Source organism: Enterococcus sp. AZ194, assembly GCF_051713825.1.
Classification (GTDB): domain Bacteria; phylum Bacillota; class Bacilli; order Lactobacillales; family Enterococcaceae; genus Enterococcus_K.
This window is the reverse complement of record NZ_JBIOQR010000001.1, coordinates 3,952,445-3,977,685: the sequence shown is the minus strand read 5'-3', so window position 1 is coordinate 3,977,685 and position 25,241 is coordinate 3,952,445. Positions and strand designations below refer to the sequence as shown.

Sequence of the window (25,241 nt, the reverse complement as noted above, 5' to 3'; positions counted from 1 at the left end):
CTCTTTCTATTCCTCTTTAGTGTATTGTTTTTGAGCAATTAGATCACTTATTTTTAAGAATGGTAAGTAAATTAGTGTACCTAATGTGATTAGACAGATCTGAATAATTACTGCTCGCCAATCGCCACCTGTTGCTAGATAACCACTGACCAATGGCGGTGTCATCCAAGGAATAAAGACAACCGTTTTCGCTACCCAACCAATAGAGGTTAAGACGTAGCCAATGATTGAAAACAGGAAGGGAATCCCCACAAATGGAATCATCATTGGTAAGTTGAAGACGATAGGGAAACCATAAATTAGGGGTTCATTAATATTAAATAATCCAGGTGCCAAAGCCAGTTGTCCCATTTTTCGGCTAGCTTGATACTTAGAGAATACTAAAATAGCAATCAATAATGAAAGGGTACAGCCGGTTCCACCCATTTGAGTAAAGACCGTTACGAATGGTTTCGTTAAAATATGAGGTGGAACTTGTCCATTTGATAATGCTAAGGCATTGTCATTGATATTGGCAATCAAAAGAGGTTCAAGAACGGTTCCGAAAATCACAGCTTGATGAATCCCAAATGTAAATAATAAGTTTCCAAGGGTAAAAATTAGTAAGAACCCTGGTAAGCTAGTGTTTATTTTACGTAGGGGTTCCTGAATAGTCGTTGCAATCAAAGTAATGAGATCTTTCTCTAAAAGAACAATAAGTAGAGCAGAAATCAAGGCACAACCAGCGATAGTTAAAATAGTGGGAATCATTGCTTCAAAAGATTTTGCAACTTGCGGCGGAACATTTTCTCCCATTGAGATTTGCATTTTTTTAATATTGGCTAACTTCATAAAAATTTCGGTAACAACTAACCCAACAATTACACCAGCGAACATACTTTGAGTGCCCAGATTTTTAAATAAAACGATCCCTTGTACAGCTACGGCTTCTTCCATATTAACAGGAATAATCATATTTGTAATAGGCATGAAAGTGAATAGGGCAGAAATTGACACAGCAGCGGCCCCGATAGCATTGCTAAAGTTTTTATGACGTGCCAGAGTGTATGCACAGATAGGCGCCACCAGCAAACCACAAATATTTAGCGTAGAGTTATTTAATAAGGCTCCCCAAGATTGTATTTTGGTTAAATTGTCTCCGGAAAAGATATAAGGGAATAATACACTATTTAGTAGAGTCCCCAAACCAGCTAATACGAAAAATGGCATTAAGATGGAAAATGTGTCACGCAGTGCTTGTAAATGGATTTCACCACCAATCCTACCCGCAATTTCTGCAAATTTATCCCCAAACTGACTTTTACTTTTTGTCTTCATTTTCTTTCCTCCTAAAATATTTGCATTTGATAACTCGGTTTACTAAACCGGTTTATCAAATGGTAAAATTATCTTACTCGATAAATAATAAAAAAGCAAGAGAATTTTTGAAAGCGGTAACTAAAAAATGATGAAGAGTTTTAGAGTAGATGAGCATTAGAAATAGCTAGTTGCAAAGGAATGTGTGTGTCTGCAGTTCAGCGTTAGTCGCTGAGGAATCGTTGAAAGGAAAAGAAGAGGAAAAAAATAAAGCATGTAACAGCAGTTAGTAGGAACTTTTATTACACGCTTATCTACCATGGTCTAACAAATTTTTCTGAAAGTTAGTCTATTTGTTTAATTGATTCTCGTAAATTCAATAGAGGTTCATAAACAGTATTTGTTGGTTTTGCATTTTTTTTCTCATTATTTATTTTGTTCAATAAAAGTTCGGCGGCAGAAGTTCCCATCTCTGTAACGGGTTGTTCAACAGTCGAAATCGAGGGTGAAAAGAAATGAGCGAAAGAGACATCATCAATCCCGACTAAGGAGAGTGTATCAGGAAGTAAAATATCATTTTGTTTCGACCAAATCAAGGTTTGTTCTAAGAGCATATCATTAGTTAAAACCAGTGCAGTGGGTGGGGTAGGAAGTGCTAATAATGAATTTAGTTGACTATTCACGCTTTTTCGGTCCGTCTGAATAATGTAGTCGGAGTTAATCGCTATATTCTGCTGCGTTAAAGCAGCAATGTACCCGTTTAAGCGGTCTCTTCGGTTGGCGATACTTTCGTTTGTACCTAATGGAAAGGTCAGAATGGCTATATTTTGATGATTTTTCGTTAGGAGCGCATTAGTTGCACAAAAACCAGCTTGAAAGTTATTTAAAGTAACAGAATCAACTGCTACATTTTCAATTTTTCTATCCACAAAAACAATGGGGTACTGCTCGTCAACTAGTTTTACATAAAAATCACGGTTTTCAATTGTAGGAAAGACGATCACGCCATCGACTTGCCGAGCTTTTAGGGACTCAACGTAGTTTCGTTCTTTTTTTGAATTGTCATCGGTACTTGCTACAATGACATCGACTCCTTTTTCAGAAAAAAACTTTTCGATTGCACTAACTAGTTCGGTTGTAAATCGAGAAGAAAGGGTTGCAGCAACCACAGCAACGACATTTGTTTTCTTTTGCTTTAAACTACGTGCAATTTGATTCGGGGTATATTTTAGTTCCGAAATACTGTTTGCTATTCTTGTTTTTGTTTCCTCACTCATATATTGAAAACGATTGTTCAAATACTGTGATACGGTACTTTTCGATACCCCAGCATGTTCAGCAACATCCTTCATAGTAACTGCCATGATATTGTCTGCCTCCTACATTTTTCTGTCATTTTAAACATATCATGTTCAAAAGTAAATGGCAAAATTTTTTCAAGTATGTATGGGTAGTTTGTATCAATGAGGTGCGTGTTAAATGATGATTCTTTTGAAGTTGTAGAGCGATGGAGATAGATTGTCTTTTGTCATAATCAGTGGAAAATCTGAGTAAAGTGAGCTACTATTAAGAAATAGAAAAGGTATGTATGGAAAATATCTATATGAAAAACCTGTAAAGGGAGTCCGCGTTGTGAGAAAAAGAATGCAACAAGTTTATCAACTAGCAAAAAAACATAGTCTCCTCCTCAAGTTAATCTTTTTTGGTTCTATTTTGATTTTTGTTTCAAGCCAAGTGGCAAATATTGCCCATGGGATGAGCTGGAATGACGTTTTTGCTACCATGAAGCAACAAGATAGATTCAATTTATTTGTGATGACATTGACCGGTTTAATTGGGGTTTTACCGATGCTTTTATACGATTGGGTAACGGTCCGAGTGTTAGAAAATGAGGGGAAACCCAAGATGCCACGTAAAGACTGGTTTGTTGCAGCTTGGACGACGAATACGATTAACAATTTAGCCGGGTTTGGTGGAGTGATTGGTGCGAGTTTACGAGCAAAGTTTTATGGTGTGGGAACGGATCGTAAAAAAGTTTTAGCGACGGTTTCAAAAGTGGCGTTGTTTATGTTATCTGGGCTATCTATATGGGCGTTTCTGACCTTTTTTGATAGTTTATTTATCCATAAAAATTCCCTTTTTTTAAATTATTGGTTCTGGCTTTTAGGTGGCAGCTTGGTGACGCCAGTTTTGCTACTATTCGTTTACTTGAAACGGAAAACTTTATTTAAAGAGTTTGTTCCAAAAGGGATTATTGGGTTAGTTAGTGCTTCGTTTGGGCAATGGTCGGGTGCCCTCTTTGTCTTTTTGGTGATTGGGCATTTGATGGCAGTTCCTATTCAAATGGTCGAAATTTACCCAATGTTTATTATTGCTACGCTGATTGGGATGTTGACAATGGTCCCTGGTGGAATGGGGACGTTTGACGTTTTAATGATTTTAGGAATGAGTCAGTTAGGAATCACTCAAGGGACTGCAGTTGTTTGGTTATTATACTATCGATTGTTTTATTATCTAGTGCCTTTTTTATCAGGAATTATTTTATTTATTACACAAGCGGGGGTCAAAGTTAATCGCTTCTTTGATAATTTACCACGCTTATATTCACAAAAAGTGGCGCACAGCATCATGGTGGCAGCTGTCTACTTTGCGGGAATCATGATGGTTTTATTATCGACAATCACCAATCTATCGGCAATTAGTAAAGTTTTTCAATTCTTGTTACCGTTCTCGTTTAACTTCTTAGATCAGACCTTGAATTTATTAGTCGGGTTCTTGTTATTGGGACTAGCTAGAGGTCTTTCAATGAAGGTCAAAAAGGCGTTCTGGCCAACGATTCTTTTATTGAGCTTTGGAATTGTTAATACTATCATGCGTACAACTTCTATCCGTTTGATAGTTGTTTATCTACTAATTGTTCTAGTGGTTTTTGTTTCGAGAAAAGAATTTTATCGTGAGAAGTTCGTTTATTCTTGGGAAGCGATTATGGTGGATGGTTTTCTTTTTGGCTTTTTATTTATTGCCTATGCTATTGCTGGCTATTTCAGTAATAAAGGCTCTGGTTTTTCTGGAAAGTTGATTTCGAATAAATTTTTTCTATTTCCTGCAGATGACATTTGGTTTTCTGGGTTAATTGGATTGGCCGTTTCTTTATTGGCTTTGGTGACCTTGTACCAGTATTTAGCTACGACTGATTATTCACTAGGAGAGGGATTAGACGAAGGGCGTTTTCACAGGCTTCTTAAACGATATGGTGGGACGAATGCGAGTCATTACCTAGAGTTACCTGGGTATTTTTATTTCTATTATCAAGAAGATGGATTAGATGAAGTGGTCTTTGGTTATCAGATGAAGGGTAATAAATGTTTCATTTTAGGTAATCCAATAGGGAATCAAGAGAAGTGGAAAGAAGCGACTCTTTCCTTCATGACACAGGCAGATAAGTTAGGTTATCAATTGGCTTTTTATAAAATCTCAGAACAGTATATTGTTGCCTTACATGATTTAGGCTTCCACTTTGTCAAAGTCGGTGAAGCTGGAATCGTTGATTTACAAACAGCCAATCGTTCTTTATTTACTGAGACATTTGAATTGAAAAAATTAGCGAATGAGGGGATTCAATTTACGTTTTACCCAGAATTACCTAGTGAAATTTATAAAGAATTGATTGGCATATCAGAGGAATGGTTGGACGGTCAGTCGGAAAAATTCTTCTCGGTAGGGCGCTTTGAAGAAGCTTATCTGAAAAAAAGTGGTATCGGTGTTGCACGGGATCCTGAGAACAAAATTATTGGGTTTATTACCCAGCAGCCAATCAATAATCAATTCGCTTCATATGATCTTCTACGCGTAGCAAAAGGGCAACCTGCGACACTACCCGATTTTCTTATTGCTCATTTAATGGATGTGTACAAAAAACTGGGGGAAGAAAAGGTTGATTTGGGCATGGCCCCACTTGTTCATGTGGGTGATACGCCGTTTTCTTTCTTTGAAGAAAAAGTCATGCATATTATCTATAACTATGGCACTTCTTTTTATGGCTTCCAAGATAATTATGAAGCAAAGAATACGTATGTCGATGAGTGGCAGGGTCGTTACTTTGCGTATATGAAGGATAGTCGTTTTCTGTTAACAGCCGCTCAATTGCTTTTATTGATTGGTCGTGGCAAAACAAAAGGAGCCACGGTTGCCGAAGAAGCAATGATTGAGTTATAACTCACAGATAGTGTTGTGATCTATAATAAAAATAAACTTTCCCTCATTTGGAAAAGTTTATTTTTATAGAGCTTGGTATAGAGAAAAAGGACAGGACAAAGGTTGTTTTATGTTAGACTCGGTTCTCGCAACTTGCCCAAGAGGCGATGATTATTCTGTTTGAAAAATTGGTCATGTTAGTTGTTGCTCCGTTGTTTGTGAGCATCATCAGTGTACTGATTTCTCATTGGTTAGATGGGAAAGACTAAACCTTAGTTGCTTTTCTAACTCACACGCTTAATTATTTTAATAAGTGAAAAGAACCCCCAGCCTATTAGAGTAGGTTGGGGGTTGTGTTATTCTGCAAAAGCTGGTCATGTTCTGCATTTACATAGTAGCACAGTTTTCACCTTAAACCAAGCAGTTTGAGCTTTGAATCAGGTTACTCCTAAAAGACAGAAATTAATTTGTTTTAAATGAATATTTAGTTAGTTTTTAAAATCAGAAATGGGTTCGGATACTCTTATTGATCGAACAAATTACTATAGGAAAGGTAGAGTGCGGTGAACCGAGTATCATTTTTTTTATCCCATGGTTTTGGTCGTCCACAAAAATGAAGAATAGCTGTATGTTTCATGACCCAGTGAATGTCATGTTTTCCTAAGCTTCGAGTGAAATAGCTCGCGTACATTCGGGCATCGTAGTTCCATTGTTCTTCTGGTACCTCCAAGATATACTTGCCGTAGAGATAATTGAGGACATCTTGATCAGGCAAAATTAAATGATTTTCATATTTTTCGAGAGAAGCACTGATGTCCGCCCAGTGAACTTTGTCTCTCATCATGGTTAGATTCATCAGTAAGACGCCTGAGTTATAATACCCATGTTCTAAATCTAAGCGAACTTTGTTTAAAGGCGTTGCGACATCTACTAGACCAGTGTGAGTGCAAGCGGCAAACATGAATGAATCTAGCGGTGTTTCCCATAGCTCCGTTAGGGAATTAATGACTAAAATATCTGGATCTAAGTACAAGACCTTTGTTAAAGTAGTAGGTAAAATTTCTCCAGCTAAGAGTCGGAAATACATTTCTTTTGGGTAACGAGCCACAGTTGGTGCACTTGACCACACTGAACCGTCAACCTGTATAGCTTGTAGCGTATGGCCCAAAGACTCAACAAATGAAGTGAGGTCTTGTAGGTTTGTTTCTGGGATTTGTTCATGAATGAGCCACAAACGAAAAGTGGTTTTCGGGTTGTTATGATGGATGGATAGGAAAGCGACTTTCAATGGGTGTAAGTAGCCTTCGTTTAATGTAAAAAGTAAATCAATCGGTTCGTTCATACAGATTCTCCATTTCTTGTGGGTGAGTAAGAAGCGCTCTCTTTTTTGTTGATGGTTCGAGTTGTTTCTGTTTGGAAGTTCAGTTTTTCTATGGAAACTAGAAAAACATTCGTTGTTGTGTTGCCTAATTCAGGTGAGTAAAATCGGTCATAGATAATGTCTCTACACGAGTATTGTAGTCAGCAGTTCGAACGCTGTCAACTGGCTTCTTCTAAGTCATATAGTCGTCACAAAGAGTAAATATCTTTATTTTTGTAAGAGAGAAAGTTTTTATGGGAAGCTCTTCAGAAAAAAAGCTTTTTAAGTTTTTACAATGAGCTGAAATAGGAGTAAACTAGAGATTGTGAAAAAAGTTTCAATTGTTGAGAGTGGGACGTTCTGGGGTGTAATTGCAAGTGCAGGCGTGCTTTAAACGGGTCGTTCATTTTTCACAAGTTGAAGTTTTTTTTTGCTGGAGAATTCATGGTAGAATAGGCGATGGATTTGTTTCGTTTATTAGGAGCGAACAAAAGAGAATGAACAAAGGGAGAGTAAAGAGAATGAAAAAATTTTTAGTTGCAGCAAGCTTGTTGGCTTTATTTAGCTTATCTGCTTGTGGAAACAAAGAAGAAAAAACAAAAGATTCGGGGGCGGCAGCCAAAGACAAAGTCGAAACTTTGTCAGTTGGTGTGATGCCATCAACAGATAATATCCCATTTATCTTAGCACATCAACAAGGCTTTGATAAAAAATATGGTGTGGATATTGATATTCAAGCTTTCAAATCAGCCAAAGATCGTGATGCGGCGTTTTTGGCCGGAAAGGTGGATGCTATCAATACTGATTTAGTGGCTATGGCGATTTACCAACAGGGCGGTCAAGACGTTAAAATTACAAGCTCGACATATGGTCAGTTTGATTTGGTTACAGGAGACGATAGTGTAAAAAAATTGGCTGATATTAAAGGAAAAGAAATTGTTTTAGGGAAAAATGGTGGGACTGAGTACGCTGTGACTGAAATGCTTGATACAGTGGGTATGAAGGAATCAGATGCCAAAATCACCGATGTTCCAGCTGTTCCTAGCCGTGTTGAATTGATTAAGAGTGGTCAAGTGTCAGCGGCTATTTTGCCAGAACCATTAGTAACGATTGCTAAAGCAGAGGGTATGCGTGTCTTGGGTTCAACAAGAGATATCGGCATTAATCCATTTGTTATCGGGGCCCAACAAAAGACAATTGACGAAAAATCAGCAGCTTTTGAAGGAATGTACAAAGCCTACAATGACGCAGTGGAATACATGAAATCCCATGATAAAGAAGAATATATCCAATTATTTATTGATGAAATTGGGTTCCCTGAATCACTGAAGGATCAAATCACGATTCCTGACTATACGCCAGCAGAACAAGCGACGGATGCAGATATTACAGCAGCGTTTGCTTGGGCCAAAGAAAAAGGGTTACTAGAGAAAGACTTAACGCCTCAGGATGTGCTTAGCGATGTCTTCTTTAAATAGTAAAAACCAAGCATTAACGTTAACTTTGTCAAATATCACTGTTGAGGTCGGCAATAAGACGATTTTGAAGGATATTTCGCTGACCTTTGACCCGCAGACTATTTATACTGTGATTGGGCCCTCTGGAACTGGCAAATCAACGCTGATGAATGTTTTGAGTGGGTTAATTCCCACGCATTCAGGAACGATTCTTTATGGCGAGACACCTTATCAAGCAACCAAACACGTCTTAGGACTGGTGCCACAAAACTATGGCTTATTACCATGGGAGACAGCTTGGAAAACAGTTACCTCCAATGTGAAAATTAGTCAAAAAAAGCGTAAATTAACGAGAGAAGAGGAACAAAAGATTCAGGAGTTATTTACGGCGATGAACTTGGAAAGTGTGAAACATTCCTACCCCAGTCAAATGAGTGGCGGACAACAACAGCGTGTTTCTATCACGCGCGCGTTTGGTGTGGACGGTGATCTGTTATTAATGGATGAACCTTTTTCAGCCCTGGATGCGTTTACGCGAGAAAAAACACAGGAGCTGTTTTTAGAAACCTGGAAAAAACATCCAGTAACAACTTTTTTTATCACTCACGATATTGAAGAGGCCTTATTATTAGGGCACAAAATTGTGGTGATGAAAGGCCAACCAGGTGAGATTTATCAGGTGGTGGATGTACCAGCTTCTTTGATTGAGGCACAGTCATTGGCAGAAAAACGCCGATTGCCCGATTTTTACGAGCGAGTAAATACCTTGAGAGAGGAGATTCAATCGTGAAAAAAAATCAATTTTTACAGCGCCTGATAGGGTTACTTATAGCGGCTGTTTTGTTGCATGTGGTTTGGTATCTAGCAAGTATTTGGTTAAACCAAAGTATGTTGCCGACACCTCAAGTGGTCTATGGCAATTTTCCTAAACTGATAGAAAAAGACATTGAGATTCACTTTTTGGTAAGTTTAGGTCGTGTTCTAGCAGGTATGGGGATTGCTCTAGTAATTGGGTTTCTTTTAGGTTTATTGATGGGCTCATTTAAGACGTTGAACAAATTATTTGATCCGTTACTTTATCTGACTTATCCAATCCCTAAGATGGCGATGCTACCAATCGTCATGCTTTTGTTTGGGCTAGGGGACGCTTCGAAGATTATCATGATTGTTTTGATTGTTTTTCCACAAGTAGTCTTGGCGGTTAGAGATGCGGTGCGCAATATTCCCTCTCATTACTATGATATTTATCGGAGTATTCGTGCATCAAAAGGACAACAGTTTATTCACATTACCTTGCCGGCATCGATGTATGCCATCTTGAGTACGAGCCGAATTTCATTGGGAACGGCGATTTCGATTCTGTTTTTCACAGAAAACTACGGGACCGAATATGGGATGGGGTATTATATTATGGATGCTTGGATGCGTCTTGACTACCCTTCGATGTACGGCGCGATTTTATTGTTGAGTTTGATGGGGTTTGTTCTTTTCTTAGTGATTGACTTGATTGGTTGGGTTACGATGAGATGGGAGCGAGTCTAGTAATAGAACTGAAAGTAACTGGCTCTTTTGCTAAAGCAGCCAGTTATGCATAAAAAGGAAACGGACAGCTGATAAAAAGCGGTTCGTTTCCTTTTTTGTAGACTTATTTTAAATAGTGTTCTTGTCGATAAAACCGCCAGATGAGGTAGGTTTGTGAGAGCGCTAGATAAAGAAAAAGTCCTGAGACGAGTAAAATGGCTTTGGTTTCGATCAGACGATAAAGAAAAACAGAGCAGATGACCCCGGTAATGAAGGACAAAACGACTAAGACAAAATGAATAAATAGTTGTTGTGCTTCTTTTTTACCAGTCATTAGATAGTCGTAAAGATTGGTTGCGACACCTTTTAAATTCCCTGTAGTAAAAAGATTTGTGTAGGCGAGCCCATTTATTTTATCGAAGGAGACCCACTGAATCGCTGCAGTAAAGGCGATGATGATGGTGACAAGTGTGGTCTGATGATTTAAAAAGGACAGGCCGATTAGAAAGAAGATGAGTGCTTCGAAATAAAGGATGAATAAGCGCCAAAAATGGAGCCGTTTCTTATGGAAGTAGTCAATTAAAAATTTCGCTAAGAGGATTCCTAAGAAAAAGAAGAGTGTAGAAAGTAGCTTTTTACCAACACTGGTCCACTGACCGTCAAAGGCTTGAATGGTTGCAAGGATAATATTGCCTGTTTGTGCAGAGGCAAACGCATCATAATGAATATAGGTGTAGCTGTCCATAGCACCGCCAATAAAGCTTAACAATAAGCCAACCCAGCGATCTTCATGGAAAGAGGTTTTCATATTTTTTCACCAACACTTTTTGTTGTTTTTATTTACATAGTCAAGTTTATCACATTTTCCCCTGAAAGCCATTGAAAGCCTACTTTTAAAATAGAGAATAAGACGTAAGGAGACCTTTTTTATTTCGTCAAATTTCTTATAAAATGGCGAGAACGTTTCCCTTTATGTTTGGTTTTTGGTAGTATTTAAGTAGAAGGACTATAAGGAGAGGACAGACAGTCAGCTGACTTTCATAAAAATGAGCTGTCGCGTATTGTCTGAAAATCATAGAGAAATTTAAAGCAACATCTTTTCAAATAATCACTGTCTTCACAGAGCGTTAAGACCTAAGTCTGGCGGGGTGCTATACTTTTTCTCGCGGCTGTGATAGAATACTGACGATTATTTAGAATGAGCGAATGGGTGAGCGAATGGAAATCATAGAGAAAGCGCCGGCGAAGATTAATCTTGGACTGGATGTGTTGCATAAACGGTCGGACGGCTATCACGAGTTAGAAATGATTATGTCTAGTGTAGATTTAGCTGATCGACTAACTATTGAAGAAATCGCTGAAGATAAAATTATTATTGAAACCAATCGGGCTTTTTTGCCTGTAGATGAAAGAAATCATGTGTACCAAGCGGCCATGTTACTTAAAACACGTTACGGAATCGATCAAGGGGTAAGAGTCTCTATTAAAAAAAGTATTCCTGTCGCAGCAGGGTTAGGCGGCGGAAGTACGGACTGTGCGGCAGCCCTTCGTGGGTTAAACCGACTGTGGAATTTAGGTTTGTCTTTGGAGGAGCTGGCAGATATCGGCATGGAAGTTGGGACGGATGTACCTTACTGTGTCTACGGAAAAACAGCGCTAATTACGGGCAAAGGGGAAAAGGTAACGCCGATTCCTGATATGCCTCAATGCTGGGTTGTTTTAGTGAAGCCACGGATGAGTGTTTCAACGGGGAAAGTCTTCAAAGAGGTCAACATGGAAGAGCTGCATCATCCCGATATTGCGGAATTACAATCTGCTATTTATGACAATGATTACCAACGAATGACACAGGTGGTCGGCAATAGTTTAGAGGCTATCACCATCAAACGTCATCCGATTATTCAGCAAATTAAAGATCGTATGTTAAAATACGGCGCAGATGCAACGCTGATGAGTGGCAGTGGTCCGACTGTGTATGCTTTGTGCCAGCAGCATTCGAGAGCACAAAGAATTTATAACGGCTTAAAAGGGTTTTGCGATGAAGTTTATATCGTTCGGACGTTAAAATAAACGGTTGAATGAAGAGCGGTAGACGACTCCCTGGATTAAACACCAGATCGACAAAGACTAGTCAACCGAAATGATAGAATCAAAAAGACATCATTCTGACGAAAGTTAAAAGAGAGGCAGTGAGCATTTTTTTAACTTTCGTAGAGGAGGTCTTTTTTGTTGTATTACACGCAAAAATTAGTGTGTAGGAAAAGCAGACGCTAAGTGTGTAAAATCTGTATAGACCTATGCGGTGTGAATTGGCCGTTTTGGTCTAGTCTAATTTTGGCATGGTTCTTGCGACTAGTATGAATGTAAGAAGAGTGCGTGCACAGTTCAATTCATTTATTTTGAGGAGAAGAACGTTTATCCAATCATTATAGTGAGTGGCAGATGTTCAAGCTTAACAAAAGAATAGGATAAAACGGAGGAGTCAACTATGGTACAAAGATTAATCAGCGCAACATCAAAAGAAATCAAACAAATGACGAAAGAGGAATTATTTCAAAGCATAAAGGCTAGTGAAGGGCGCGTAGTTCTTAGTGAAAACGTCGTGGTTCAAGCCTCTGTTGCAGGAGATATCACTTGTGCTGAGTTATCGAAGGCTTATGGCGCGGACATGATTTTATTAAATGTATTTGATGTGAATCACCCAATCGTAGTAGCGGCTTATGAAGGACAAAATAGTGCGGAAACATGTATTCCAAATGATGACGTGGTTAACCGTTTGAAAGAGTTAGTGGGCTTACCAATCGGAATGAACGTTGAACCGGTCGATGAACAGGCTAAACTTGAATCAACGAAGGTAGAAATTGCTCCAGGGCGCCAAGCCTCAGTTGAAACGTTCAAAAAAGCCAACCAATTAGGCCTAGATTTCATTTTATTAACAGGAAATCCAGGAACTGGAGTGACTAACGATCTGATTGCCAAAAATGTTAAAATTGCTAAAGAACATTTTGACGGCGTAATTATTGCTGGGAAAATGCATAGTGCAGGAGTCGATGAGCCAGTTGTTAGTATTGAATCTGCTAAACAGTTTATTGAAGCCGGTGCCGATATTATTCTAGTACCAGCAGTTGGCACTGTTTGGGGAATCACAGATGAACAGGTCAAAGAAGTTGTTGATCTAGCTCATGCAAATGGAAAATTGGTGATGAGCGCAATCGGTACGTCACAAGAAAGTGCGCAGCCTGATGTTGTACGTCAGATTGGCATCAGAAATAAAGTCTTGGGTGTCGATATTCAACATATTGGGGATGCCAACATGGGCTTAGTGGGTATTGAAAATATCAAAGAGTTATCAGACGCGATTCGTGGGAAACGTCATACAGTGGCTCGCATGGCACGTTCAATTAATCGCTAGACATGTTTTTGAATAGCTCAATAGAGTGATTCAGAAGGTAGAGATGATAGTACAGAAAAAGGCTTGAGTTTGAGATTGGGACATAACTTATAAAGTTATGCTTCAATCTCTTTTTATCTAAATGAACGGTGGGTACAGAAATAACACCCTCTTATTTCTCAGAGTGAAATACGTCTATCCCAACCTCGCTTTTTTCGTAAAATGAAGGTTTTTTCATGTGTTTTCCGATTTATTAGGAAATCATTTCTCTAAATCGGAAATTTTCCGATTTCTATTGACGAAAGGGTAAGACTCTGCTAAATTAGTTTTTGTTCTTCAAATCGTAATTTTCCGATTTGCCGAATGATTGAGAGGAAAGTATGAGGAAATCAAATGAAAAAAGTGAAATTATTGGTTAGTTTATTAGCAGGTGTGCTAGTATTAACAGCTTGTGGTAATAAAGAAAAAACAGAAGCAGATTCGGATAAGCTCCAAGTGATGACGACCTTTTATCCAATGTATGAATTCACCAAAAATATTGTTGGTGACGAAGGGGAGGTAGAGTTACTGATTCCAGCAGGGACAGAACCTCACGACTACGAACCGAGCGCCAAAGATTTGGCCAAAATTAGCGATGCGGATGCGTTTGTCTACAATAGTGCTGAGTTTGAAACGTGGGTCCCAAATGTCGAAAAAAATCTAAAAGATCATTTGCTGATTGAAGCGGCAAGTACGATTGAACTTGAAAGTGGAGAGGGCAGTCATGATCATGAGGCGGAAGATCATGACCATGAGGGAGAAGAAGCCCATGACCATGAAGGAGAAGAGTCAGGCCATTCACATGAGTTAGATCCACATGTTTGGCTAGATCCTGCGTTAGCAGTCAAAGAAGTGGCGAATATTAGTCAGCAATTAAGTGAAAAATATCCAGAGAAAAAAGAAATTTTTGAAAAAAATGCGGCAGCTTACACTGCTAAGCTAGAAGAATTAGATAAGGAATTTCAAATCGCTTTTCAAACGGCCAAGAATAAAACCTTTGTCACACAGCATGCGGCGTTTGGTTATTTAGCCAAACAATATGGGTTAACTCAAGAAGCAATTTCAGGTGTTTCGCCGGACCAAGAACCTTCACCTAGTCGACTAGCTGAGCTGAAGCACTACGTAGAAGAAAATAAAGTTAAGGTCATCTATTTTGAAGAGAATGCCTCTTCTAAGGTCGCTGAAACCCTATCCAATGAAACTGGTGTTATGTTAGAAGTGCTGAATCCATTAGAAAGTTTAACGGATAAACAAATGGAACAAGGCGAAACCTATATCACGGTGATGCAAGAGAACTTAAACGCCTTGCAGAAAAGTATTCAGTAAACTATAAAGTGTTAGTAAAGTAGAAGGGAGGCCGCTAGAATGCGTTATATAGAAGTAGATGAATTAACCTTTTATTATGATGATGAACCTGTCTTAGAGAATGTTTCCTATCATGTTGATTCAGGTGAATTTGTTATTTTAACAGGTGAAAATGGCGCCGCTAAATCGACGCTCATAAAATCAACGCTCGGCCTATTAAAACCAACAAAAGGAACAATTAACATAGCTGAGAAAAACACAGAAGGACAAAAGCTTTCAATAGGTTATATTCCCCAACAAGTTGCGTCATTTAATGCCGGATTTCCTAGTACAGTCTTAGAATTAGTTCGTTCAGGGCGTTTCCCAAGAGGACGTTGGTTCAAACCCTTAACCCAAAAAGACCATTTGCATGTAGAAAAGGCGTTACAGGCTGTCGGTATGTGGGAAATGCGTCATAAACGAATCGGCGAGCTTTCAGGTGGGCAAAAACAACGAATTAGTTTGGCTAGAATTTTTGCGACAGACCCTGATTTGTTTATTCTTGATGAACCAACAACCGGAATGGATGAACAATCGCGTAAGGATTTCTATCGTCTTCTACGTCATAATGCGCATGATCATGGTAAATCAATCTTGATGATTACACATGACCATGAAGATATTAAAGAATATGCGGATCGGCAAATTCGGTTGGTTCGAAAGGAGGATTCACCATGGCGTTGTTTTCATATGAATTCCTAGACTATGGATTTATGCGTTTAGCTTTTATCGCGGCGATCTTCATTTCAGGGATTGCACCAATGTTGGGTGTTTTTCTAGTAATTCGTCGACAATCACTTATGGCTGACACCCTCTCCCATGTGTCATTAGCTGGAGTTGCTCTAGGTTTTTTTCTTAACTGGAATCCAGATGTGACAACCTTAATCGTGGTCATTATCGCAGCGATTATTTTGGAATATTTACGAATGATCTATCGAACGTATTCAGAGATTGCGATTGCTATTCTTATGTCGGGTGGATTGGCCTTAGCTTTAGTCTTAATGCAGTTTAGTGGAGGCAATTCGGCAACAAGCATCCAATCGTATCTATTTGGTTCAATCATCACGATTACTACAGGACAAGTGGTCTTTTTAGGGATATTATTTGTTTTAATTGCTGCTTTATTCTTTTTATTCAAACGACCGATGTATGTCTTAACTTTTGATGAAGATGCAGCCCATGTTGATGGGCTACCGATTCAATGGATGTCCATGATGTTTAATGTAGTGACAGGCGTAGCGATTGCGGTGATGATTCCAATTGCAGGGGCTCTTCTTATTTCTGCGATTATGGTTTTACCAGCAGCTATTGGGATGAGATTAGGTAAAAGTTTTAATGCAGTGATTGCCATTAGTGTCGTGATTGGTTTTATTGGCATGCTAAGTGGGTTAACAGGATCCTTCTATTGGGAAACACCACCTGGAGCGACAATTACGCTCGTATTCATTGGCTTATTCTTAGTTGTGAGTCTCATTCGAAAGTTAATAATCGTACTTCAACGAAAAAAACATTTGAAAAAGTAGAGAAAAGCGAAAGTTTTTCTCTTTTTTTTTGGTAATTTTAATGAATACGCCACTTTTTTGAAAAATATTCAGAAAATACTCGATATTATTCGGATAAAGCCTTATAATGAGAAACGATAAAATATGAAAAGGAGTTGAATTGTGTGAAAGTTCGTCGAAGTGAACGATTAATTGATATGACGCAATATTTACTTAATCATCCTCATGAATTGGTTTCATTAACTTATTTTGCTGCACGATATGAATCAGCAAAGTCATCAATTAGTGAAGATTTAGCAATTATTAAAAAAACATTTAGAGAAAGAGGAACAGGCCTCTTAGAAACAATTCCTGGTGCTGCAGGTGGCGTTCAATTCCTTCCTGAGACATCTTATGAGGAAGCTAAGGAGTATATTACGTCTTTAGCTGATCGCTTATCAGAGCAAGATCGTCTTTTACCTGGTGGGTACGTCTATCTTTCTGATCTTTTGGGTGAGCCAGAAATGCTTCGTCAAGTTGGACGAATTATTGCTTCAAAATACTCAGGAAAACCAATAGACGCGGTAATGACCGTTGCAACAAAAGGCGTTCCGATTGCTCAAGCTGTTTCTTATTATTTAAATGTTCCTTTTGTGATTGTTCGTAGAGATTCGAAAATTACAGAAGGCTCAACCGTTAGTGTAAATTATGTTTCGGGTTCTTCTGAACGAATCGAAAAAATGGAGCTTTCAAAACGCAGCTTAAAACGAGGCTCTCGTGTTTTAGTCGTCGATGATTTTATGAAAGGTGGCGGCACGGTCAATGGGATGAAGAGTTTGATTGAAGAGTTCGAAGCAGAATTGGTGGGTATTACTGTTTTTGCTGAATCTAAATTCCATGGCACACGAGCGATTGACGATTATACTTCGTTACTTTATGTTGAAGATGTCGATACCCAAACCAAAACCATCTCAGTGGTTCCAGGGAACTACTTTAACGAAAATAACTAATTCAAACGTATTTGTACCCAATTTTTTAGTACCTGTGAGACGAGTCTACGCGATTTTTTCACAGGTTTTTTGATTGCCTTTTTAAGCTAGAAACGATTCTGTTCTTCCAGCAGAAGAGAGTCACTGACAGGTTCAGAAATAACTTTGGTCTAGTCAATTTTTGTTTTTATTTTCAATTCTAAAGGTTCGCCGTTTTCCATATCAGAAACGCCTTTCCCCTGAGAAGAAGTAAATATTTTATTTTTGTGAAAAATAGAGGGGTCTAGTTGAAAAAATACAGTAGCTACGATACACTGAATAAGGAATAAAAGGTGAAAAAACTAATTAGGAGTGAACTCATGGAAACTCGTTATGCAATCATCCTTGCAGCTGGCAAGGGGACTCGTATGAAATCAAAATTATATAAGGTTCTTCATCCAGTAGCTGGAAAGCCAATGGTGGAGCATATTATCAACCGTGTAGTGGAAACAAAACCATCAGAAGTCATTACTATTGTGGGCCATGGGGCTGAGATGGTTAAAGAACAGCTAGGCGATCGTAGCCAATATGCGTTACAAGCAGAACAATTAGGAACAGGTCATGCAGTGCTACAAGCAGAACCTTTTCTTAAAGGGAAAAAAGGGACGACGTTAGTGATTAGTGGAGATACGCCACTGTTAACAACTGAAACATTAAACAATTTATTTGAATATCATCAAGGGAAAAAAGCTAGTGCGACTATTTTAACCGCGCATGCAGAAGATCCAACAGGGTACGGCCGTATTTTACGTGACCACGTGGGAATTGTTAAGAAAATTGTGGAACAAAAAGATGCGACAATTGAAGAAGCACGTGTCCAAGAAATTAATACAGGTACCTATTGTTTTGACAATGAAGCCTTGTTTGACGCATTAACGAGAGTTGGAACGAATAATGTTCAAGGGGAATATTACCTAACAGATATTATTGAGATTCTAAAAAACGAAGGAAAAACAGTGGCAGCTTACCAAACGGATAGTTTTGAAGAGTCGCTAGGTGTAAACGACCGTGTGGCTTTGGCAAATGCCAATAAGAGTATGCGCGCGCGAATTAACACGATGCACATGATGAATGGTGTCTCATTTATTGATCCAGCCAACACCTATATTGATGAAGGCGTTCAAATTGGTTCTGATACAATCATTGAAGCAGGCGTTCATATCAAAGGAAAAACGGTTATCGGCGAAGATTGTTTTATTGGAGCAAATTCACAAATTGTTGACAGTGTGATTGAAGATAAGGTGAAAATTTACTCTTCTTCTATCGAGGAAAGCGTTGTTCATTCAAATGCAGATATTGGTCCTTTCGCACATTTACGTCCAAAAGCAGATATCGGAGTAGGCGCTCATATCGGTAACTTTGTTGAAGTGAAGAATGCAACGGTGGGTGAAAATACCAAAGTTGGTCATTTAACGTATGTTGGTGATGCAACTTTAGGCAAAGAGATTAATGTTGGTTGTGGTGTCGTGTTTGTCAATTATGACGGCAAGAAAAAACACCGTACGAATGTCGGTGACCATAGTTTTATCGGCTCAGCAGCAAATCTAGTGGCGCCATTAGAGATTGCCAACAATACGTCAATCGCTGCGGGTTCAACCATTACAAAGGACATCCCTGAATATGCACTAGCGATTGCACGTGCCAAACAAGAGAATAAGGAAAACTATGCGAAAAGAATGCCTTTTCTAAATTAGAGTTTCCATAAATAACTTGATTTATTTGACAAAAATGACTACTATTTAAATGGAAGAATCGTTTGGAAATTTGTTGAAATAAAAAATGTTTTTTTCAGACAGTCTCGTTTATCAACAAAAAAGAAAGTGGAGGTCCCCATGTCGAAACATTACTTTGATCCAAGATTGAAAATTTTTGCACTCAATTCAAATCGTCCTTTAGCCGAAAAAATTGCTGCAGCTGTAGGTGTTGAGTTAGGAAAATCTTCAGTAAATCAATTCAGCGATGGTGAGATTCAAGTAAACATTGAAGAAAGTATACGTGGTGCTCATGTCTACGTAATTCAATCAACAAGTAGTCCTGTCAATGATAATTTGATGGAATTATTAATTATGATTGATGCCTTAAAACGTGCGAGCGCAAAAACAATTAACGTTGTCATGCCTTATTACGGTTATGCTCGTCAAGATAGAAAAGCCCGCGCGCGTGAGCCAATTACTGCAAAATTAGTTGCAAACATGATTGAGAAGGCTGGAGCTACTCGTATGTTAACGCTTGACTTACATGCGGTACAAATTCAAGGATTCTTTGATATTCCTGTTGATCATTTGATGGGAGCGCCATTGATTGCAAACTATTTCTTGGAAAAAGGAATCTCTGGTGATGACGTGGTAGTTGTTTCACCTGACCATGGTGGCGTAACCCGTGCACGTAAATTAGCAGAATTCTTAAAATCACCGATTGCAATTATCGACAAACGTCGTCCAAAAGCAAATGTAGCAGAAGTAATGAATATTATTGGGAAAGTCGATGGTAAAACATGTGTCCTAATCGATGACATGATTGATACTGCTGGAACAATTACTCTTGCAGCCAATGCCTTAAAAGAAGCTGGCGCTAAAAGTGTTTATGCTTCATGTACGCACCCTGTATTATCTGGACCTGCATTACAACGAATTGCAGATTCTGCGATTGAACGTTTAGTAGTTACAGATTCAATCAACTTACCAGAAGAACGCAAGATTGATAAAATTGACGAAGTGAGCGTGGGAGATTTGATGGGTGACGCAATCAAACGTATCCATGAAAACAAACCAGTCAGCCCACTATTTGAAACAAAAAAACAATAAAACAAATCAAATGATTAAGTGAGAATCTACGCTCGCTTAATCATTTTTTTTACATCAAAGGTTGGGGTGTCAAATGGTACGAAATGTTTCAGTGACTGTCATTAATCGCTAGGACGCAAAGCCCAAATATTTCCCAATTTTGATTGAGTGTGCTATTATCCTAATGTACCAATAAAACTAAATAGAACACTATCACAAAGGGGAGCCTTTTTGGCTGAGAATGAGGAAACTCTAAACCCTTCGTACCTGTATCGATCATTCGAGCGTAGGAATTGTGATGGAGTAATGATAAATTACTTCTCCTTTGTGACTTTTGTTCTAAAAGGAGGAGTTTTTTTTGAGTAAAAAATTAAATGTTTGGATTGAGGGGGCCATTATCGCGGCACTGGCCATGGCATTAGGGTTTATTCCAACGAGTATTGGCGCGAGTTTTTCCGTTTCATTAGGGCTGATTCCATTGACCATCTTTTCCTTACGACGAGGCTGGAAGGCTGGGATTGCAGCGGGTTTTCTATGGGGCTTACTTCATTTTCCAACGGGGCAAGTGTATTATCTATCCGTGATTCAAGTCCTAATTGAGTATCCAATTGCCTTTACATTTGGTGGTTTTGCCGGTCTTTATGCGACAAAACTTCAAAAAGCCACTTTAGCAGGTGACTATAAAAAAGGTTATGGGTACATTGTAGCAGGTGCTTTTTCTGGTGGTTTGGCTCGTTACTTTTGGCATTTTGTAGCCGGTGTTGTCTTTTGGGGAAGTTATGCGATGTGGGGATTTAGTCCATTTCTTTACTCTTTAGTCATGAATGGGCTCAGTGGTTTGGCAACAATCTTTGTGGCGATTGTAGTATCCGTGCTCATTTATCAAAAGATGCCCGAGTTATTTATTCCAAAAGAGATTCGGCGTGCGTATCAGCTCCAAAACAGTAAGTAGTTAAAAGGGATAAGAGAGAATGAGTGGTTTTTGTAGCCACATGCTCTTATTATCCGAATAAACGGTGGGCACAGAAGCAACTCCATCTTCACGTTGCTCCGCTCTCAACAACTTCTACGCATGGAGACATGCTAGAGTTGAAGGTTGTTATTGCTGTAAAACACAACGAAGCATGAGTTGATGTTGCACAGTACCTACTCGGTTCTCGGAGTTAAACGCTTCTGTCCCAACCTCCTTTATTCGTTTTTTTCTATCTTGTATACTGAGCAAAAAGTAAGTCTTCGTGACTTTTTTCCAATCGCCATCTTCGTTTGTTGGACTGATAGATCAAGGTGGCTAACAGGTTTTCATCCCGATAACGGGCACCTTTAATCTTCCAAACATAATCTTCTACGACGTAAATCGGAATCCGATATTCTTTATCAACTAATTCCATTTGGTCAAACGAGAACACGACACCTTCTTGGAGAATCCCTCGCATGTCTTTTAATAAATCACTATCTAGTTTTTCAACTGAGACGCCTTTACGAAAGAAGGTCTTTCGATCATTCAGCTTTTCTAAAACGATTCGCGTCAATTTATCCGCGAGTATTCGATAAAATTCATCCATATAACGATAGTAGACGCGCGTCAAATCTTCATTAAAGTCAAAATAAACAAAATTATTTTGTAATTTATAAAAGAAAGGTGAATGGAGATGTGTTTTGGTATGGCCAAAATAAAGAAGTTCTGAAATTTCTAAGGGTGTGAGTTCTTTCAACATGGCGATATCTGTAAAATCAATCCATTTTAAGGAGCTATTTTGGCGTTTGCGATAAATCTCGTCAAAATAAGCGGTGACTTCATCTGTCCCACGAATGACTTTGAGTCCAGAGTGCGTATCATATTCACCATAATCAGCTACAGGGTCTAATAATAACAAATTTTTTGGTTGGTGAACAATCCCACGTACAAAATCTGACGCGTGAATGCCATGAGAGACAACAGCGTTACTAATTGAATCAATGTGTATGTAAACTTTTTTTGTCATCTCACTCAACTCCCCCTTACGTAACTAGTTTCATTTTACAACACAATGAAATAAAATGCTTGTTTCTTTTACTTTAAGATTCTATTACAAAACCGTGGTTTTATGGTAAATTTATGGTTTTATTTTTGTCATTTTGACAAATTTTTTTTGAATAAAAAACAACGGTGAGGTTGGGGTATCATTCGAACCCGAGCCTCACCGTTCTTTTTTTATTTTGGGGCCTCTAAAAGTAGTTTGACAAGGTTCTGCCAATTTACCGTTCCCCTTTTTTTAGTCATTTTTGGAAGACATGAGTAAAATTCATTTATTACTTAAATTCCCCTCTTGAATTCGTCTACTATTTTTTTTACAGAGATGTTTCGTTTTCCCCCTTCAAACTGATAATTTTGTACAGTTTGAGCAGATTGAGCAGTTTGCCGATGATATTCTTTTTCCAGTTGCTCCATTGAATAATTTTTTAATAAACTTGATAAGGTGACGCCATAGAATGTTGCCATACAAGATAAATGTTGTCTTTCTGAATCACTGACGTAAACGCTAATCGCTGCCATTACTATGCACTTCCTTCTAATTCATACTGTAATACTAAAATGGTCGTTTGTCTATAGATATTAAGGGGATTGTGACTGTTTTTTTACTATTAAAATACGTACGATAAATGAATTTCGGCATCCCCTTTTACTGTAAAGACTATTCAATAGACCACGCCGTCTTCTAAATAAATAATTTAGTCAGTCTTTTTTATTAAGAAAAAGAAAATAGGTATGGTTTTTTGTACGAATTATGATAAGATAAAAACGATATAGAAAGGGAGATCGTATGGCAAATCGACGTAGAGATAGAAAGAAAAAAAAGCGTTCTAGGTTAGCTAACTGGTTAATCAATATCGGGTTACTTTTATTATTGGTAGTCGGCTTGGCTCTGGTATTTAATAACCAGATTAAAAACTTTTTAATTGAAAAAAATGGAGATAATTACGCGATATCTTCTTATACAAGTAAAGAACTAGAGGAAAATAAAAAGAAAGAAACGACCTTTGATTTTGAAGGCGTAGAATCAATCAGTACGGAAGCTGTTTTAAAAGCGCAGCTGGCTAACAAACGGTTACCAGTGATTGGTGGGATTGCCATTCCAAAAGTTGAAATTAACTTACCAATTTTTAATGGATTATCTAATGAGGCCTTGCTTTGGGGAGCGGGAACGATGAGTCCAGATCAAGTGATGGGTGAGGGCAATTATGGATTAGCTAGTCACCGAGCATATGAACCCGACTTATTATTCACACCACTTGAGAGGATGCAAGAAGGTGACCTCATTTATATTACTGATTTAAAGAATATTTATACCTATAAAACGACTATTAAGCGCCAGGTTGAGCCAACAGAAGTCGAAGTGCTTGATGTTGTCGAGGGTAAGAAGTTGATTACCTTAGTGACTTGTGCCGAAATCGAAGGAATTAATCGGATTGTGGTTCAAGGAGAGTTAGAATCAATCACACCAGTTGATAAAGCGAATGACGAGATGGTCAAAGCGTTTGAGATTGAACAAAAAACTTATTAACCCTAAACGAATAAACAAACGATAAAAAAAGATACATGAGCCTTATGAATGTAGACCATTCGAAAGGTTCAGGTATCTTTTTTGGTTATCTTAGTCAATTGATTGAAACAGCCTACCTAGCTCTATTGATTTTAAAGCAAAAAATAAAAAATGTTGTTTAATTCATTTAATAACACTACCTATTAAATACCAATAGGGCATAATTAGAAGTGAGTAAGAGCTTTAATGGAAAAATAATAGAGAGGAGGGCCGTGAAATAGAGTCCAGGAAAGGGACCAACTCTTACCACTTAAATTGTCTTGGAAGTACCAATTCCAAGAAATATCTATTAAAAAACAAATAAAATAACTATGTTTTTTTAATGGGTACCGGAAAAAGCGTGATGCATTCAATAATATGGTACGTTATTCAAATGTTTCTGTCAAGATTATTCAAATTTTTGGTCGTTTAGCAGAAAACTAGACCATTTTGAGTCGCATTTGTCCTTTTTCTTCTTAGTTTTTTTAGCCGTCAAATAAGCCGTCAAAAAATGACCGGTGAGAAAGGAAGGCTGTCTAACTTATGGCACGAAAAGGAGAAAATATTTACAAACGAAGAGATGGAAGATGGGAGGGGCGCTACATCAAAAATCGCCGTCCCGATTATTCTCCTCAATTTGGCTATGTATATGCGTATACCTATAGAGAAGCGCGACAAAAATTATTAGAAAAAAAACAAAAATACAGTTACTTACTTGCTTCATCAAAAGATACCTATCAAGGTTCTGTTGCGCAATGGATGAAGGAGTGGTTAGGTGGCCCAATTATACGTTCAGTTAAACCATCCACTTATGCCAGCTACTACCACAAACTGACGCACTATGCCTGTCCTTATTTTGAAGACATTCCTCTTTATCAATTGAGGCAAGAAACCATTCAAAGGTTTGTGGATTCTCTACGGGATAAAGGGCTCTCTGTAAGCACTACAAGGACAGTGGTTCAAATTATGAAGCGCAGTTTGCGTGAAGCGATTACTAGAGAATACCTGACAATTGACCCAATTAGAGAGATTGTCTATTCCCCTGAAGCCAAGAAAAAGATCACAGCTTTACCAGAAAAAGACCAGCTATTAATTGAAGACGAGGCCTTACGTCACCCCAAAGGATTAGCGATTTTACTCGCTCTTCATACAGGTCTTCGAATTGGTGAGATTAGTGCTTTGAAATGGGTGAATGTCAATTTGGATAAAGGAGAATTGACAGTTACCAATACCCTTCAAAGGATTCCCAATCCAACGAATGCAACAGGGACTATTGTGACAGAAGGCGTAGCTAAGAGTGGTGCTGCCCAACGTGTCATCCCTCTAAATAAAAAAATATGGCTTGTGCTGTTAGAAAGAAAAAAACAGGCCACCAGTCCATATGTCATAGGAGAAAAGAATCGTTTTTGTGAACCGCGAACGATTACGTATCATTTTAAACAAATTTTAGAAAAACTCCCTATAGAAAACTATCGATTTCATCAGCTAAGACACACGTTTGCAACCCGTCTACTCGAAAAAGGAGCAGATATTGCTTCTGTGAGTGCATTACTTGGGCATCAATCGGCAAAAATGACGTTGGATGTCTATGTTGATTCCCTTATGACGCAACGAAAAAAGTGGGTTAATCAACTGGCCTAAACAGGCACTTTTAAAACGTTCCCTACGTGATTAGGGACTTTTTTGTCAATTTAATAGCCGTCAGCTAAGCCGTCAAGCTGAATGAATTTCCTGATGTGAACGTGTTTTTTGTCCTATCTTGGAATTGGTACTTCCAAGAAAATTCT

The 25,241-nt window shown here is 38.4% G+C and carries 21 protein-coding genes and 1 riboswitch; of the genes, 15 read left to right on the top strand and 6 right to left on the bottom strand.

Going from position 1 to position 25,241, the window contains the following annotated elements:
- Positions 1-6: 6 nt before the first annotated feature.
- Positions 7-1,317 (bottom strand): PTS sugar transporter subunit IIC, encoded by a 1,311-nt coding sequence (locus IGI37_RS18455; protein WP_438763516.1) that lies wholly within the window; start codon positions 1,315-1,317, stop codon positions 7-9.
- A 323-nt stretch (positions 1,318-1,640) separates the two neighbouring features.
- Entirely contained in the window at positions 1,641-2,660 is a 1,020-nt protein-coding gene (locus IGI37_RS18450; RefSeq protein WP_438763515.1) for a LacI family DNA-binding transcriptional regulator, read from the bottom strand.
- Positions 2,661-2,928: 268 nt separating this feature from the next.
- Between IGI37_RS18450 and mprF the strand changes: the two genes are divergently transcribed.
- A complete protein-coding gene (gene mprF, locus IGI37_RS18445; RefSeq protein WP_438763514.1) occupies positions 2,929-5,511 on the top strand; it encodes a bifunctional lysylphosphatidylglycerol flippase/synthetase MprF in 2,583 nt (860 codons plus the stop codon).
- 502 nt (positions 5,512-6,013) lie between these two features.
- Here mprF and IGI37_RS18440 read toward each other — a convergent pair.
- Positions 6,014-6,832, bottom strand: a complete 819-nt coding sequence (locus IGI37_RS18440; protein ID WP_438763513.1) for a glycosyltransferase family 8 protein — start codon at positions 6,830-6,832, stop codon at positions 6,014-6,016.
- A gap of 539 nt (positions 6,833-7,371) precedes the next feature.
- Here IGI37_RS18440 and IGI37_RS18435 point away from each other — a divergent pair.
- Genes IGI37_RS18435 through IGI37_RS18425 form a run of 3 tightly spaced genes read left to right on the top strand, consistent with a single transcriptional unit; the run spans position 7,372 to position 9,849 of the window.
- On the top strand, positions 7,372-8,328 hold the full coding sequence (locus IGI37_RS18435; protein WP_438763512.1) for an ABC transporter substrate-binding protein: 957 nt from the start codon (positions 7,372-7,374) through the stop codon (positions 8,326-8,328).
- Positions 8,312-9,097 carry an ABC transporter ATP-binding protein gene (locus tag IGI37_RS18430; protein ID WP_438763511.1) on the top strand — a complete coding sequence of 262 codons (786 nt, stop codon included), beginning with the start codon at positions 8,312-8,314 and terminating at the stop codon, positions 9,095-9,097. The genes IGI37_RS18435 and IGI37_RS18430 overlap by 17 nt, the downstream gene beginning before the upstream one ends.
- Positions 9,094-9,849, top strand: coding sequence for an ABC transporter permease (locus IGI37_RS18425; protein ID WP_438763510.1), 756 nt, complete (start codon positions 9,094-9,096; stop codon positions 9,847-9,849). Before IGI37_RS18430 ends, IGI37_RS18425 begins: the two co-directional genes overlap by 4 nt.
- Positions 9,850-9,952: 103 nt before the next feature.
- Here IGI37_RS18425 and IGI37_RS18420 read toward each other — a convergent pair whose 3' ends face one another.
- Positions 9,953-10,636, bottom strand: coding sequence for a YoaK family protein (locus tag IGI37_RS18420; RefSeq protein WP_438763509.1), 684 nt, complete (start codon positions 10,634-10,636; stop codon positions 9,953-9,955).
- 410 nt (positions 10,637-11,046) lie between these two features.
- Between IGI37_RS18420 and ispE the strand changes: the two genes are divergently transcribed.
- From ispE to thiT, 9 genes are all read left to right on the top strand, one after another.
- Complete coding sequence (gene ispE / locus IGI37_RS18415) at positions 11,047-11,898, top strand: 4-(cytidine 5'-diphospho)-2-C-methyl-D-erythritol kinase (RefSeq protein ID WP_438763508.1); 852 nt, start codon at positions 11,047-11,049, stop codon at positions 11,896-11,898.
- Between the two features lie 418 nt (positions 11,899-12,316).
- Positions 12,317-13,240, top strand: a complete 924-nt coding sequence (locus tag IGI37_RS18410; protein WP_438763507.1) for a DUF7916 family protein — start codon at positions 12,317-12,319, stop codon at positions 13,238-13,240.
- 372 nt (positions 13,241-13,612) lie between these two features.
- A complete protein-coding gene (locus IGI37_RS18405; protein WP_438763506.1) occupies positions 13,613-14,584 on the top strand; it encodes a metal ABC transporter substrate-binding protein in 972 nt (323 codons plus the stop codon).
- Between the two features lie 39 nt (positions 14,585-14,623).
- Positions 14,624-15,304 (top strand): metal ABC transporter ATP-binding protein, encoded by a 681-nt coding sequence (locus IGI37_RS18400; protein ID WP_438763505.1) that lies wholly within the window; start codon positions 14,624-14,626, stop codon positions 15,302-15,304.
- Entirely contained in the window at positions 15,277-16,125 is an 849-nt protein-coding gene (locus tag IGI37_RS18395) for a metal ABC transporter permease (protein ID WP_438763503.1), read from the top strand. The genes IGI37_RS18400 and IGI37_RS18395 overlap by 28 nt, the downstream gene beginning before the upstream one ends.
- A 143-nt stretch (positions 16,126-16,268) precedes the next feature.
- A complete protein-coding gene (purR, locus tag IGI37_RS18390; RefSeq protein WP_438763502.1) occupies positions 16,269-17,093 on the top strand; it encodes a pur operon repressor in 825 nt (274 codons plus the stop codon).
- 338 nt (positions 17,094-17,431) lie between these two features.
- Positions 17,432-18,805, top strand: a complete 1,374-nt coding sequence (glmU, locus tag IGI37_RS18385) for a bifunctional UDP-N-acetylglucosamine diphosphorylase/glucosamine-1-phosphate N-acetyltransferase GlmU (protein ID WP_438763501.1) — start codon at positions 17,432-17,434, stop codon at positions 18,803-18,805.
- 138 nt (positions 18,806-18,943) lie between these two features.
- Positions 18,944-19,915 carry a ribose-phosphate diphosphokinase gene (locus IGI37_RS18380; protein WP_438763500.1) on the top strand — a complete coding sequence of 324 codons (972 nt, stop codon included), beginning with the start codon at positions 18,944-18,946 and terminating at the stop codon, positions 19,913-19,915.
- Positions 19,916-20,103: 188 nt separating this feature from the next.
- A riboswitch (TPP riboswitch) is annotated at positions 20,104-20,204 on the top strand.
- 102 nt (positions 20,205-20,306) lie between these two features.
- Positions 20,307-20,846, top strand: coding sequence for an energy-coupled thiamine transporter ThiT (gene thiT, locus IGI37_RS18375; RefSeq protein WP_438763692.1), 540 nt, complete (start codon positions 20,307-20,309; stop codon positions 20,844-20,846).
- A gap of 250 nt (positions 20,847-21,096) precedes the next feature.
- On the opposite strand, the gene IGI37_RS18370 is transcribed toward thiT, so the two are convergent.
- Both IGI37_RS18370 and relB read right to left on the bottom strand, forming a co-directional pair.
- Complete coding sequence (locus IGI37_RS18370) at positions 21,097-21,876, bottom strand: hypothetical protein (protein WP_438763499.1); 780 nt, start codon at positions 21,874-21,876, stop codon at positions 21,097-21,099.
- 311 nt (positions 21,877-22,187) lie between these two features.
- Complete coding sequence (relB, locus tag IGI37_RS18365; RefSeq protein WP_438763498.1) at positions 22,188-22,427, bottom strand: type II toxin-antitoxin system RelB family antitoxin; 240 nt, start codon at positions 22,425-22,427, stop codon at positions 22,188-22,190.
- Positions 22,428-22,695: 268 nt separating this feature from the next.
- Between relB and IGI37_RS18360 the strand changes: the two genes are divergently transcribed.
- The gene (locus IGI37_RS18360) at positions 22,696-23,436 is read left to right on the top strand and encodes a class A sortase (RefSeq protein ID WP_438763497.1); all 741 of its coding nucleotides are present in this window, start codon (positions 22,696-22,698) and stop codon (positions 23,434-23,436) included.
- A 561-nt stretch (positions 23,437-23,997) separates the two neighbouring features.
- Complete coding sequence (locus IGI37_RS18355) at positions 23,998-25,095, top strand: tyrosine-type recombinase/integrase (protein ID WP_438763496.1); 1,098 nt, start codon at positions 23,998-24,000, stop codon at positions 25,093-25,095.
- The last annotated feature ends 146 nt before the right edge of the window (positions 25,096-25,241 follow it).